Origin of the sequence: Acinetobacter sp. RF14B (genome assembly GCF_006864105.1) — a bacterium.
Lineage (GTDB): Bacteria > Pseudomonadota > Gammaproteobacteria > Pseudomonadales > Moraxellaceae > Acinetobacter > Acinetobacter lwoffii_C.
The window spans coordinates 1-14424 of sequence record NZ_SMTB01000071.1; the positions used below are offsets into that span (position 1 = coordinate 1).

General features: G+C 36.1%; 12 protein-coding genes, 2 tRNA genes and 4 pseudogenes. 5 read left to right on the plus strand and 13 right to left on the minus strand.

Annotated elements, in window-relative coordinates; translation table 11 throughout:
• Positions 1-58 precede the first annotated feature (58 nt).
• On the minus strand, positions 59-1966 hold the full coding sequence (locus E2K52_RS10565; protein ID WP_227548229.1) for a potassium transporter Kup: 1908 nt from the start codon (positions 1964-1966) through the stop codon (positions 59-61).
• 120 nt (positions 1967-2086) lie between these two features.
• Between E2K52_RS10565 and E2K52_RS10570 the strand changes: the two genes are divergently transcribed.
• The 3 genes from E2K52_RS10570 (at position 2087) to E2K52_RS10580 (ending at position 3045) form a co-directional block, all read left to right on the plus strand.
• Positions 2087-2177: transfer RNA gene (locus tag E2K52_RS10570), tRNA-Ser, on the plus strand.
• Positions 2178-2542: 365 nt separating this feature from the next.
• On the plus strand, positions 2543-2770 hold the full coding sequence (locus E2K52_RS10575) for a hypothetical protein (protein WP_151205090.1): 228 nt from the start codon (positions 2543-2545) through the stop codon (positions 2768-2770).
• Between the two features lie 199 nt (positions 2771-2969).
• A tRNA-Thr gene (locus E2K52_RS10580) sits at positions 2970-3045 on the plus strand.
• 385 nt (positions 3046-3430) lie between these two features.
• On the opposite strand, the gene E2K52_RS10585 is transcribed toward E2K52_RS10580, so the two are convergent.
• Positions 3431-4066 carry a hypothetical protein gene (locus E2K52_RS10585; protein WP_151205091.1) on the minus strand — a complete coding sequence of 212 codons (636 nt, stop codon included), beginning with the start codon at positions 4064-4066 and terminating at the stop codon, positions 3431-3433.
• Positions 4067-4263: 197 nt separating this feature from the next.
• On the opposite strand from E2K52_RS10585, the pseudogene E2K52_RS15445 reads away from it, so the two are divergent.
• A pseudogene (locus E2K52_RS15445) lies at positions 4264-4407 on the plus strand (peroxidase); the annotation flags it as partial.
• A gap of 38 nt (positions 4408-4445) precedes the next feature.
• Here the strand turns inward: E2K52_RS15445 and E2K52_RS15450 are convergent.
• The 11 genes and pseudogenes from E2K52_RS15450 to E2K52_RS10630 form a co-directional block, all read right to left on the minus strand.
• The gene (locus E2K52_RS15450) at positions 4446-4613 is read right to left on the minus strand and encodes a hypothetical protein (RefSeq protein WP_227548230.1); all 168 of its coding nucleotides are present in this window, start codon (positions 4611-4613) and stop codon (positions 4446-4448) included.
• 2 nt (positions 4614-4615) lie between these two features.
• On the minus strand, positions 4616-5431 hold the full coding sequence (locus E2K52_RS10595) for a hypothetical protein (RefSeq protein WP_227548231.1): 816 nt from the start codon (positions 5429-5431) through the stop codon (positions 4616-4618).
• 116 nt (positions 5432-5547) lie between these two features.
• On the minus strand, positions 5548-6018 hold the full coding sequence (locus E2K52_RS15590; protein ID WP_201798517.1) for a transposase family protein: 471 nt from the start codon (positions 6016-6018) through the stop codon (positions 5548-5550).
• A complete protein-coding gene (locus E2K52_RS15595) occupies positions 5966-6361 on the minus strand; it encodes a transposase family protein (RefSeq protein ID WP_201798518.1) in 396 nt (131 codons plus the stop codon). Before E2K52_RS15595 ends, E2K52_RS15590 begins: the two co-directional genes overlap by 53 nt.
• Before the next feature lie 104 nt (positions 6362-6465).
• Positions 6466-6858 carry a hypothetical protein gene (locus E2K52_RS10605; RefSeq protein WP_227548232.1) on the minus strand — a complete coding sequence of 131 codons (393 nt, stop codon included), beginning with the start codon at positions 6856-6858 and terminating at the stop codon, positions 6466-6468.
• Positions 6855-7016 carry a hypothetical protein gene (locus E2K52_RS15070; protein WP_153228194.1) on the minus strand — a complete coding sequence of 54 codons (162 nt, stop codon included), beginning with the start codon at positions 7014-7016 and terminating at the stop codon, positions 6855-6857. The genes E2K52_RS10605 and E2K52_RS15070 overlap by 4 nt, the downstream gene beginning before the upstream one ends.
• 245 nt (positions 7017-7261) lie before the next feature.
• A pseudogene (locus E2K52_RS15745) lies at positions 7262-7444 on the minus strand (pyocin R, lytic enzyme); the annotation flags it as partial.
• Between the two features lie 120 nt (positions 7445-7564).
• Positions 7565-8328, minus strand: a pseudogene (locus tag E2K52_RS10615) (IS30 family transposase); the annotation flags it as partial.
• A 194-nt stretch (positions 8329-8522) separates the two neighbouring features.
• Positions 8523-9212, minus strand: coding sequence for a hypothetical protein (locus E2K52_RS10620; RefSeq protein ID WP_151205095.1), 690 nt, complete (start codon positions 9210-9212; stop codon positions 8523-8525).
• A gap of 11 nt (positions 9213-9223) precedes the next feature.
• Positions 9224-11176: a peptidoglycan DD-metalloendopeptidase family protein gene (locus E2K52_RS10625; protein ID WP_151205096.1), complete on the minus strand. Its 1953-nt coding sequence runs from the start codon at positions 11174-11176 to the stop codon at positions 9224-9226.
• A 17-nt stretch (positions 11177-11193) separates the two neighbouring features.
• A complete protein-coding gene (locus E2K52_RS10630; protein WP_151205097.1) occupies positions 11194-14025 on the minus strand; it encodes a type VI secretion system Vgr family protein in 2832 nt (943 codons plus the stop codon).
• 275 nt (positions 14026-14300) lie between these two features.
• On the opposite strand from E2K52_RS10630, the pseudogene E2K52_RS10635 reads away from it, so the two are divergent.
• A pseudogene (locus tag E2K52_RS10635) lies at positions 14301-14424 on the plus strand (aminotransferase); the annotation flags it as partial.

Below are 14424 nucleotides of genomic sequence, written 5' to 3' on the forward strand. Positions count from 1 at the left end.
CTGTTGCTATAGTTTTCCTTTTTAAGGATTTTTTCGACATTATGCTGAAATCTCAAATCTAGCCTCTATTTTCAAAAAAATACCTTATGGTAGAATCTGCCCAATTCGATAGGCATACAGCCGATCTGGGAATCTGGTAAAAGTCACTGACCGGACTGGTATTACGCTGCATGGAAACAAACAGCTTTTCTCGCCATGCGGCCATGCCATCCCCTACCGTATGCATAATCCGCTCCCGTGAAATAAAGAAGCTGATCTGCATCAGATCATATTCAAAACCCCATTCAGCATAGGCTTGTTGCAAAGCCTCCGGAATATTCGGCTGGTCTTTAAAACCATAATACATATAGACCCGATAAAAATGCTTGCTAAGCGTTTCGACCTGAATGCGATCTTTTTTCGCCACAAAAGGGATATCCCGGGTAATCACGGTCACCAGAATATTGCGTTCATGCAGCACCTTGTTGTGCTTGATGTTATGTAACATGGCATGCGGAACAATGCTCGGGGTTCCGGTCAGGAAAATGGCTTCACCCGGAACAAACTTGGTCGCATCTCCCATCGAAATACTTTTGATAAACAGTTCGATTGGTAAGGCATCCTGCTCCAGACGGTTGAGTACCAGTGCACGCCCATCTTTCCAGGTCATTAAAATAGTAAACAGCACCGCACCAATCAGAATCGGTACCCAGCCTCCCGCAGCAATTTTTAAGGAGGTAGAGGCAACAAAAATCAGGTCAAGCGTTAAAAATGGAGCAGCAAAGAGTATGACTTTCCAGACCGGCCAGCGCCAGAATCCATAGGCCAAAATACTAATCAAAATAGTCCCGCAAAGCATGGTCATGGTGACTGCCACACCATAGGCACTGGCCAGATTGGCACTATTTTCAAACAGCAAGATCAGGATTAACACCGAGATAAACAGCATCCAGTTAATAAAAGGCAGATAAATCTGGCCACGCTCTACCGCCGAAGTATGCTTCACACTCAGACGCGGTAAATAACGCAGCTGAATCGCCTGATTGACCATGGAGAATACCCCGGTAATCACAGCCTGAGATGCAATCACCGCCGCCGCAGTGGCGAGTCCAATCATTGGATAAAGTGCCCAGTCCGGGATCAGCATATAAAAAGGATTGGCTAACGCTTCTGGTTGACGTAATAACAACGCGCCCTGCCCGGCATAGTTCAGCAGCAGGCAAGGTAAAACAATCACAAACCAGGCCATACGAATCGGCAAGCGGCCAAAATGGCCCATATCGGCATAGATTGCTTCACCCCCAGTCATGGTCAGAATCACCGCGCCCATGGTAAGAAATGCGACATAAGGCTGATCCACAACAAAGTGAAAAGCCCAATAAGGATTCACCATCGAAAGTACAAATGGCGTCTGGGCAATACTCCACAAACCGAAAGCCCCAATCGACAGGAACCAGAGCAAAGTCAAGGGGCCAAAAAATTTCCCCATGGTACCTGTACCATGACGTTGCAGCATAAACAGCCCGGCCAGAATCCCGATCGACAGCGGCATCAGCCAGCGGTCAAAGATAGGCGTGGCAATACTCAAGCCTTCAATGGCGGAAAGCACCGAGATGGCTGGCGTGATAATGCCATCTCCAAAAAACAGCGAGGCCCCGATAAACCCCAATGCAATTAGAAAAATTTTCTTCTGATCTGCAATTCGTGTGGTGCGCAGATTTAAAGCCAGTAGCGACATGATGCCGCCTTCGCCATTATTATCGGCACGCATGATAATCGTGACATATTTAAAGCTGATGGTCAGCATCATGCACCAGAAAATCAGGGACAGAATGCCAAGCACAGAGGCTTCACTGATCGCAAGATGTGCTGTCAGGAAACATTGGCGCAGTGCGTATAGAGGGCTGGTACCAATATCTCCAAAAACGACCCCAAGTGCAGCCAGCGTAATCACGGGAAGAGCTGCTTTTTCTGCTGTACTTTGCATATATTGTCTTCGTTTTAAACAAGCATTTTTGCAAATCATAGCATTACGTTAAAAGTTTTTCTGCAAATCAATTGTTTCAGCTTGGCAGCAGCGTTTTTTTTCGATATTATCCTCGGCCATGGTGAGGTGTCCGAGTGGCTGAAGGAGCACGCCTGGAAAGTGTGTATACGTTAATAGCGTATCGAGGGTTCGAATCCCTCTCTCACCGCCAGAATTTTAAAGTCCGAATCACATGATTCGGATTTTTTTTGTCTTAAAAATAAAAAATCGTATTATTTTTATCATCATTCTCATTACAAATTCTTCCTCTCCAGAAGTTCATAGCTGCTCAGAGCGACTATCAAAAAACCCTGCGTTTCTTTAATATTGTGTTCTGCTTTAATTTATTTATATTAACCCATCAAAAATTGGCACAATAATCGCTTCATTTTATTGTCATTAAAGCTATGTTATGGTTCGTTCAGGATATTTAAAAAAAGGAGAGAAAAACCAAGACCAAAATAAAAGACCTTAGATCGAAGTACACCATTTCAACTCAAAGTTAAAAGTAGATACACTGCTATTCGGAGAGCGAACATGAATAACAGCGCAAACTATATAAAACAAATCAAAAATGCAAAACGTGGTGGTTATACCCCGACTATCGCCAAGGATATTAACAAACATAAAATTCAAAAAGCCCTCAAACTTATCGAACAGTGGAGAAGCCTCGCTCAAGAACTCAAACCTCAAATGCAGTTCGATATGGCCTTTACTTTAGAGGAATGCGCACAAGATCTCGCCCAGATCCTGAAACATAAATAGTTTTTTAGCTGCACCCCGTGATCTATTTCCAGTTCATTTCAGCTTCGCCCATAATAAAAAATGGGCGATTTGCCGCTTAAAGTATGATGACTGCTTATCTTGCAGATTACTCTCAACTCCACATCGCTTTTTTGAAAAATTAAACGGTTATTTTTTGGCTTGCGCCCACCCAAAAAATCTGTAGAATGCACTCCACATCGCCGGCATAGCTCAGTTGGTAGAGCAACTGACTTGTAATCAGTAGGTCCACAGTTCGAATCCGTGTGCCGGCACCATTATTAAACCTCGTAAGTCTTAGATTTATAGGGTTTTTTATTATCTATAATTTTCCAGTGCATTCTTTTTTTGGTTCATCTTGTGGTCCATCCACTCAATAGTCTTGTGGTCTAAAATCCAGAATAAGTACCTATAATCCAAACTAGTTTCCTCTCTATAGCCATTTTCAAGCACTCCACTTCTCCAATCGGGCTATGTTAGAGATGAAGCATCTAGGTATCCCATCGAGGCGTATGACGAATGGAAAATAGAACGCTTGGGGAGTTTTTGATATTTCTTGGATTCACTGTTTAGTACAGGACTTCTAGGCTCAATCCTTGTAGGTCGTGGGGTATTCTGCTAGAAGATCATTCATATAACCAGGATTCGGGTTAAATATTTTCTTTATTTTAATAAAACTTTAGACTTATTATTCTCCTTGTAAAAAAACACCTCATGATTATTATTAATAATAATATTTTTTGAAGCATTTAAAGTAATATTTTTCACTACGCCTAGACTATTTACTAAAGCCAAGTTAATAAATTTTTCTCCACTTTCTTCGGAAAATGGTGAAACTATTATCAACAATCCATTATTTGATTTAGGTAATACTACAGACGCACCAAAACTATCATCTAAAAAGTTATAAACTTTGGATAATTCTATAATATTAATTAATTTAACCTTACTACAACTATTTTTATCATTTTCTAAAATACATTTTAAATGATCCTCTGAGTTATATGGAAGAGACGTAACAGGAAATCCATCATCATTTTTTTCAATATTATTATTCTTATGAAAATTTACAGAAATATTTTTTATTCTTATAATATATTCACCTCTTAAACATTGTTCTTTTTCTAAAGCTGTTCCTTCTCCCATAGAATATCTAATCTTATTTTCACAGTTATTTTTAATTCTACCTTTCCAGTTTCTATAGTCGTCTTTCTTCTTATTATTTAAACCATCTAATTGATATAAAAGATTTTTGTTTTCTTTTAAAACACACTGAAGGCTTTCATTAATATTAATCAAATTACAATTTAATAATTTTTTTCAGCATAAGCAATATTTAAAAAACTTAACATAGAAATCATTAATAATACATTTAAACACTTATTCATTTCTCTAAATTCCTTTAAAATTTTCAGGTAAAATAATTTTAAATGGTTTTGATATATGTCTTTTTAGCTCTTCTACCATTACCTGCACATAAATGGATTTACCATTCCAAAATATTAACCATTATTGATGCCATGTTAGAGCACCTGTTCGGTACGTCTGGCGATGGAATCCATGATCGCTTACTACACTTTGTGACTCAAATGGATGCTGCATATTACTTTAGACCGAGTAAAGAGGTTTTGGAAGGGTGAAAAAAGCCGACGTGGGTCGGATTTTCTTTTAATTACTATTAGAATGAGAATTCTTTTTTATTATTTCCCTCAAAATATTTTATATTCAAATTTTCATCAACCTCTACACTTTTTCCTGCATAAATATATTTTTCTGAAATTAAATTAAAATTTTTAACTTTCATAATCCTTAAATTAGCTCCCTCTTCATCAAAAAATGGAGACACTATTAAAAAGAAATCTTTTTTCCTTTCAAGAATACACTTTCCCCATCTTGAGTATTAATAAAATCATACTTATTTAATATTGTTTTAGAAGGTATTAACCTTAACCTATTACACTGATTTAATCTAATATTATTTATACATTTAAAATAAATATCGGAGAAATAGAGTAGCTTAGAAAATTCTTCAACACCACTTAATACAGGCTCTTCTATTTTATTAAATTTTCCTTTTTCAAAACTATAGCACTCATCTTCAATATTAATATTATTATTTTTAAAAAAATAGGTAGTTCCTGATAAACAAATTTTATTATCGTTCTTACTATATTTTATAATAGCAGGATCATCATTAATCGCTCTCAATTTACCATCGACAAAATTACCCACTATCTGAGGTAGAGGAGTTATTCTTTTTCCTTTAGGATCTAATATAACTATAATTTTAACAAGTCTACTTTCACCCTTTCCAGAATCTCTAATATAATTTAAGATTAATAATATTTTATCATTTGAAAAATTAGGAAAATCTTTAATATGTTTATTATAGATTTCAATTTTATCCTTTGAACAGAAATCAATACTTTCACCCTCGAAATGACATTTTGATACATTACTTGAATTTATTAATATATTTTCTTTTGAATGTATACAACTTGAAAATAATAGACTAAACAATAATAGAATTATCTTAAACTTCATATTTAAAACCCATTTATTCAAATGATAAGCATATATTTTCTCAAATATAGTTTTAACCTTTTCAGTAGAATGTTTGTTTGCTTTATTTGTTTTAGACTCATGTAACTTGAGGAAAACCACCTTGTACCTATTATAACCTGAGTTCGATGAAATCCACTTAGCCTTTTAATATATTTTGGAAGGTTAGCTTATTGGGGTTCAAACAATAAGCCACTACAGCAGACCTCTTTCATAAGTCATTTTTTACTCAGCTCGAAGTTATAAATTCCAGCAATTAAATTGAATCTTAATCCCAGTCTTTTGCCTCGATTGCGATATCGCTCAGCAAGAATTTTGAAGGTTTTCAAACTGCCAAATACATGCTCAATCCCAATTCTTCTTTTATTGATTTGCTGATTATAGATTTTTAGTTCAGGATCCAGTTTACAGCGCTTCTTTGCTTTTAAGGGCAACAAGCTATTTAGATACACTGTATAAATTCCCTGATAACCCTTATCTGCAAGGATAAATGCACCTGCAGGAATCTGATTTAAGTTACGTTTGAAGAGTTCGAAATCATGTACGGCACCACGACTGGTACATAAACTCAGAATTTTTTGAGTTTGATAATGAATGATGGCCTGTACTTTGAAGGTGTGGGTCTTTTTCTTGCCGCTATAGCTTTTCTTCTGTTTTTTTAGGCCTTTGGATTGGAATTTCTGTGGCATCTACAATCACCACATTCCAATCGATGCCTTCGCCCTCGGGTAAATCTTTGGGTAAATTAAATAAATTGGACCGAATCAGGCAGTCTTCAACATGACGGACAATTCTTGAGGCTGTGGGCTCTGACACGCCATAACTTGTTGCGGCATGGAACAATGTTCGGTATTCACGCCAATAACTTAAGCACAGGAGGATCTGATCCTCTAAGCTCAATTTAGGTGGTCTGCCTTTGGCAGGAACATGCATCTTCAATTGCTCAACCATTAAATCAAAGGTTGACCATGAGATGCCTGTGTATCGCTTGAACTGTGTTTCAGAAAGCTTCTTTGAATCGATGTATTTCATCCGCAGATTATGCACGAATGCCAAGAAATCTGGAGTGCAAATATTAACCAAAAAGAAGATCGTTTTTTGATTTATGAAAGAGATCTATTTAAACAGGATTAGAATTATATACAATTTGATCCTTTCACCTGTAAATCATTTTTTTCAAAAATAGTTTTTTTCTTGTTCTTTATATTAACATATTCAACATTATATAAAAGATAACCTTGGGACATAAAAGTATAATATCCTGTTATTTTTCCATTTATTATTTCATTCATCTTTCTGTAGACTTCTGGTTTAGCATCATCTCCCATATCAATACTTTCTTCTTTTACAGGTTTTGATATTTTAATATTTTTAAAATATGGATAATATTTTATATGGTTAACATCAGGATATTGACTAGAAACTAATAGTATTACATCATTCTTACTTTTTAGACAATAATATTTTTCTTTTGATTGTGCATTTGAACATAGCACTAAAGAAAAAAATATAAATATAATTTTCATCATAATTCTTTTTCCCTCTTTTCAACTAATAATTTTGCAGATTTTGTATTATAACTATATATTTCTCTACCAACTTTATTCCCATTTTTATCTTTTCTGAAGCCAAAAGGAAACTCTTTATCTTTAATTATTTCTAAAAACCTTATATATCCTTTTTTCACTTCATTTGCATTCTTTGATCTCCTCTTTTTATAACCATTAGGATCATTACATAACCCCCACCTAAAGCACTCACCGATCTTATTATTGTATATATAATTATTCTCAAATTTCCATATTTATTAAGAGCTATTATTAATTCATCATTTATATTTTTACATTTCCAAAAAAATATGCTACAGCTTTTTATAATATTTCTCCCTATCACCAAAACCACTCCTACCATTAATTAGTACATAAGTTGTTATTAATCATGAGGAGTGAGACTTCCGGCTCTAGAATGATGCCAATACCAAATTGCCGAACCTACTGCATGCTTTTTTTCTTTAGCAATTCTATGCCTATGATGGTTTAAGAAATTTTCATTAACTGCTAAACCATATAACTCATAATTTTTTTTATATATTATTTGCATTAAGCCTTGCCCTTTATAACCATCATAAACTTCACTTTCAGATTCCCCCCCTCAATCCCTCTTACATTAGAAAATAACGAGTTATTTCATGTAAAGTATGAGCTATAAAATGGGCCTCTTCGAGACATGACGAATTTAAACACGAGGTGCGACATAACTAAAATAGTGATTATAATCAACCAATTGAGAAAATTTGTCTAACGAGGTATACCAATCTAAAGGCTTCCTAAGTCTTGGTCTTGTATGGAGTGACATAGCCATTTGATTCAAATTATGCTGATCTGCTTGATTGAGGTCAATGCCTTTAGATAAATCTTGACGAATTAGATCCTTTATATTTTCACAAATCCCTTTCTGCTATGCTAAATGCGAATCACAAAATATACTTCTATCCCTAAATCCTGTTCTAAAGTTTTATGCTCAGCCATTTCACGACCTCGGTCATATGTCAGTGTTTTGCGTAATTCACATGGAAGATATTTCAAAGCCTCCGTTAATGCCAAACGTACTGATTCTGCTTTTGCATCAGGTAATACTGCCAATATGCAAAGCCGAGTATTACGTTCAATCAGGGTGGCAATAGCACTCTTATTGCCCTTGCCTTTAATTAAATCAACTTCCCAATGTCTAAGTATCTTTCTTCCACTTCCTGTGGGCGTTCATGTATCGCCTTAATCTATTGTAATAGTGAATCTTTTTTAATTTCATCATTCGCCTTACGTTTTTTTATTTTCATGTCTCAAACAAGAGAGCAAGTCTTTCTTCAGTTCACCTTTAGGTAAAGCTCGAAGGGTTGAATAAATCGTTATATGGCGGATACTCATGTGACCATTTGGCTCAGATAATTGTTTTAAACGTTTAGAAATTTGTTCAGGAGAATATAAATAGCGAAGGGCTTTGGTTTAGAAACTCTCAATAAGTTACTTCAAATTTAAGAAAAAAGTCATCAATTACACAAAATAATTCGGTACTATTAAACATTAGGGCTAGGACTCAAGGTTTAGTGTGGTAACACAACTGATGACTCTATTCCTTTTATTTTTCAAGTCAACCTCCTATCCGCGATTCGTGGTTAATATAGTAATCTTTCTAATTATTTTTTAAGAAAATCTCTATAAATAATATTTTCACACCCTAAAGTAGACTCTAAACAATCTAAATCTGAATCTAAAATCAATTTATAGATATTCACTTTCCCATTAATTTCTCTAATATTTGCATTATATAAATATTTTTTTTCTTTTTTAATATATGAAAAACTATCCCCAGCTAATATACTCTCATAATCACTTCCTAAATTAGTAGAAGAAGAATTTATTAAGGGAGCTTCAATAACTAAATTTGAAAATTTATTATATATAAAAAAATTAGATATAAATTTTTTATAAGGTCTTTTTACATAATCTACATCACTAAACTCTCTTATCCGAAAAGCCACTATTTTTTGATCTTGATAAAGTACTTTTAAATCTATATTTGATTTTAAAGGTACAGTACTTTGATATAAAGTATAATCTTTTTGATTATTTAAAACCTCAACCCCATAACTCTTAAGAATATATTCCCCCCCAGAATATTTTTTGTTTTTATTCCCATAATCAACTAAACCCAATTTAAAATTTTTATTTAATTGAGAAAATCTACCAAATTGATCCAGGAATAAAACTGGTTCGTTAATTTGGACAACAATTTGTTGATAATCATTCCAGTCTATATTTTTTGTATGACATGATAATGAAAAGAAAATACTGCTAATTATTACTACAGATTTAATTATTTTCATATTTTAAGTACCTAAATTAATTTGGTTACAAAAAAAGGAATAGGATCAAATCTTCCTTGCAGACCGATACCAAGCAATGCTGAACTCCTTACCTCAAAATGCAAATGTCCCCCTTTTGATATAGTTGTCATTCCCTCAGCATTTCCAGTAGAACCTGTTTTACCTAAAACTGTATTAGCATCAACAATATCTCCTTTTTCAACATCTATGGTAGATAAATGCGCGTAAAAAAAGTAAATTGAATTGCTTTTTGTAATATTCTTTAATGCATAAGTCTTTTGCTTTTCAGGCAAGTCATCAATATTTACTTCTAATACTATAATTTTGCCATATGCCTTTCCACTATCTGTTGCAATAGCAATAACTCCACTACATACTGCAAAAATATTTGTACCTGAATCAGCGGCTAGATCTACACCTTGATGGTTCCTAGTACCTCCATTTCTGACTTTCCCAAAGGTAGCACTTTTTATATTAGCTAGACCGGCAATTCTTAACTGGTTTATTGCTAAAGGATCTACCCATATTTCACTGCCTCCAACAATTTTATTTTCTTGTATTTCCATACGTGGTGTTGGTGTTGGTGTTGGTGTTGGTGTTGGTGTTGGTGTTGGTGTTGGTGTTGGTGAAAAAGTTTGCCCTGATAAAATTTTTATTGTTTCATCTAAAGATAAATTTACTCCAGAAGTTTTTGATTTATCTAACACGTAATCATAAATATTAATATGTGCATCAATATATACTCTTAGCCATGTTCCATAAGCAGCTTTTGCATCGTTTTTATATCTTTTTAAATACTCTAAAGCATTTTGTTTACCTTTATTTCCAAATTGTGCAAGCAATAATAATTTTGCTCTTTCTGGGGAAAAGCTATTGTTTACGAATGACCTCGCTCCTCCAGCCCCTTCATGATGTAATAGATAAGCAAATTTAGCTATTGAGCTCGGTTCTGTTAGTTTTTGGTAAGGTAATTTTGACCATTTAAAATTTACAACTGCATAAGTTGCTGCTGCATCAATCGAAAACTCTGGGTCGAATCTTAGATTTAACAGTTGCTTCTCAGTGAGATGTTTATTGTTTGAAGCATATTGCCCTATCAAAGACTTTTTATTTTTACAAATTTCAAGCCATGTACCTTTAAGAAATTGAGTTAATCCTGCGGCATTTGTACTGGCATTAAAACTTTTGGAATCCCACTCCCCATTACTTTTTTTTGCAGCTTCAGCGTGAATTAAAGCTGCTAGGCTATGTGGGGTAAATCCATGACGTTTCGATGCATCTATAACAAATTTTCTATATTTATTATTTACTGTATTGAGAATAAAGTTCTCTTCTGTAAATTGGCTTGCAATTATATGAGTGCTATTACCTGAGTCAGTCCTTTTTTGATCATTTATTGGCTCTGGTAAAATTATAGAAGATTGACTGGTATCTGCTTTTTCACTTCCCCCTTTTACAAGGGGTTTTGCTAAATTTTTTAATGATTTTTTAATTTCATCTATTGTATGTTGGACGATACCCGATTGAGGATAGTGAGTACCTGCAACCTTCATTTGTCTTGAGGTCAACCTTAAAACTTTTTTCCCTATTGGCAAAGTTTTATGATGAGCTATTAAATCAAAATCATCTTTAATATTTTTATAATAAACTTTTAAACCCTTTGAATGATCTAAGATTTCTATATTATTAATTATACCATCTTTAAAAGTTACTTCCTTAGATTTACCATCATATTCTAATCTTACAATTCCTTTTGAAATAGGTTTAAAAGACAAATCTAATAATATAATTTTTAAAATTAATTCAGCAGTGATCTTATTGATGTATATTTTTTGACCTATTCTTATTTTGTGAATAGAAGAACCACTTAAATCATTAATTTCAGCTAACCTTTTTACTGTAACATTAAATTTTTTTGAGATACCCCATAATGTATCTCTATCTTTTACAATATAATAATTCACAAAGACCACCTTTATAATTATTGAATATCTTCAATCTGAACACCATGCTCACCTATATCAAATTCATCTTCTATATCTTTAGTATCTAAATCCTCAAAGATATTTGACCATTGCTTGAATCCTACTAATGCCTCATAAGTAACTAATTCTTGAAAAATAGATAATTGAGTTTTACCATTCGAATCAGTTTTACCTTCCCATAAAATTTCTTTATTTTCAGGTATGAACATAGTTATTTCAGCACCTTCTATCCCGCTACCACCTAAACTATTAAATAAAAAATCTACAGCATATGGTCCAGATTTAGGTAATTCAGGAACCTTATAAATAGTTTTAGCCCCTTCTGCAAATACATGCTGCCCCGCTTTACACTCAAACCTCCCACCTGTTACTCCAAATACACCTTGTCCATTAATCTTTAACTGAGAACCACCGGCAGTCAGTACAATTTCTTTAGGACTAATAATTTCAATCCGATCTTCAGTCGAAATAATTTTGATTTGCTGACGGGCAATCATTTCCATTGCATCATCCTGCGCCTGAAGTTCCACCTTACCTTGTGCAGCAACTGCTTTAAAACCCTCCTGCACCGCAAATAAACTGATCTTGTCCTGTGCATGGGCAATTAAAGATTTCTGGGTTGAAAAATTCATACTATCCGCAGCACTATGATTAATCTGTCTATCCGCAGAGAGGTATAAGTCCTCATTGGTCGAAATAGCAATGGAGTTCGGTGCACACAGAATCATTAAAGCCTGTTTAAAGTTTTCTGCCTTGTTTTGATCTTGCTGTTCGATTTGATCCAGAAAGTTTTTCAGATGATCTAAAGCCTCCAAAGGATCAGTTTGCTGGTTTTTAGCAACGTCACTTAAGACCTGAGTATTATTTAAGCTTGATTCAAGTTGGTTTTTAGCCGAGCTGCTATTTAAGTGATTGGCATTGGCATTTTCCTGTTTATATGTTGAAAGCAGCAGACCAGCGCCGGCTCTTACCGCCCCCCACTGGTCTGTCCTCAGCTCAAATCCTTCACCTCGACCTTCGCTACTTTCATTTTCTTTAGGATGACTTAAATTCCCCAGATTCAGCTGACTGGTCCCATGACTGCTTTGCAGCTGTGCACTAATCTGTCCAGTTGTATCATCGAAGCGAAGCTGGTTAAAACCTTGGCCATCCACTTCAGAGGAACGAATACCACTGAGTTTTTTGGTATCGGGTAACTGACCTTTTACATCAAACATAGTTTGATGACGCTCAGCTTCGTGCAAACGTCCCACGACAAATGGGCGATCAACATTCCCATCAAAGAAGTCAATCACTACAATTTCGCCCACTCGCGGATGAAATCGTGTGCCATAACCCTCACCGGCCCATGAAGTCAGCACATCTACCCAGGCAGAATCTGTGTCATCATTATTGCTGCCCGCTCCGCCATCATGCTGATGATCCTGATCACGGGTAAACAGAAAACGTACTTTAACCCGTCCCCATTCATCGACATGGATGCTCTCACCTTCGGGTCCAACGACCCTAGCACGTTGTGCATAGGCCAGCGGTTGGTGCTTAAATGGCAGATATTCTGGAACTACCGGAATGGAGCGACGGATTAAATACAATTCGTTGGCCTGCCGCTCCTCTTCCAAAGCTGTCCATGAACTGGCATGTAATAGCGACTCCAGCTGTGCCCCTATCTCTTTTGGTAAATTGTTCTGGTTATAGAAGTGCTTCCCTAAAATCAGAAATTCCCGTTCATGGGCTGCATGCTGATCAATTTCTGGATGACCATTCAACTGAAACCAATAGCCGACCTGTGCATCTCTAACGCTGCTGCTGGCCTGAAAGTATTTTGATTGCAATGCATGATATTGACCCAATTGCCTGCTCAATTTTTCCAGCTGACTATGACTGGAAGAAGTGGCCTGATCCTCTCCGCTCAGATCAGTGCTCCAGGCTGAACTGACGGTCCAGGCATCTTCTAGCGCTAATATTTCCTGCCCGTTTGGAGATTCAAATTGCTGTGTATTTAAAAAATACTGGCTTTCATCTGGTGACAGTTGCTCCGCCTGCCAACGCTGAGTCTGTACCTGTGTCGGCTTTAGACTGCGTTGAGCTGTCCAGTTGGTAATACTATCAAACGCTTCAGTGGCATGACTGCGATGAAAACAGATAAAACGGCGTGCCAGAGCCTGAAAACTCTCTGCATGATCAATCAGGCGCAAAATCTGGGGCTGAATAGCAGGCTTGGAAGTTGTTAGCAGCAGTTCTTTTTCATCAATCAGCCAGTTAATTCCTTCGCTGCGCCATAAGCGGCTAAGGAATTCATAATCACTTTCATTGGACTGCATCACAAAAGGACGGATATCATATTCTGCTGACAGGCCGGTCAGGTCCAGGCTTAAACTGGCAGTAAATAAAGGACTTCTTTTTTGCCATTCTGTAAATAAAATTTCACTGATGTCACGCACACTTTTATTTAGAAATACCCGGCTATTGCGGTGTTTTTGCCATAAAGCGGTGGCATCCTGCAGACTCAGCTTATAAATCGTAAGTGCACCATCACTCTGTCCCTGGCTGGCTGCCGTAATGATGCCGCTGGTCCGAAACAACTCTCCTCGGTCAGTGACCTGATCTACAGCAACCTGCACACCCATAAACTGCTTTAAAGGCAGCGAGGGATGGGTGGATAAACACAGCAACTCTACCTGTAATCCTTCATTTATCCAGTGCCGGCCCTCAATACGCTGAATCGCAAGCTGGGAGTGTAAAATAGGATGAGTAAATTGGATCTGCAGTGCACGTTTTTGTGGCCCCAGACCTAGTGCATCTAGCACCGTATCAATATTTTTAAGCATTTTATAATTATGTGGTGAGGTTATTTTTATCACGCTGATTGTAAAAAATAAGCCAGGCACCGTCCATCTTGGTATTTATTTCACATGATTAGGCAAACAACTTGTTCTGACTCATTGAGCTGGACTGAGCGACTGATACTCAAGCTTGTACATTTGCTTAAGATCATTTTAATTTTCTGATTATTCCTGTGCTTACTTGCTGCTACACTGACGGGAATAACATTTAATCCTCAACAGACTTTAATAATTGCATGATAAGACAAGGGGTCAGGGACATGCTCGAATTATCTTCCAAACTTCCCGATTTGGGCGTCACTATTTTTAGCACCATGTCGAATCTGGCGCAGAAACTGGGTGCCATCAACCTGTCCCAAGGCTTTCCGGATTTCCCGGCTCCGC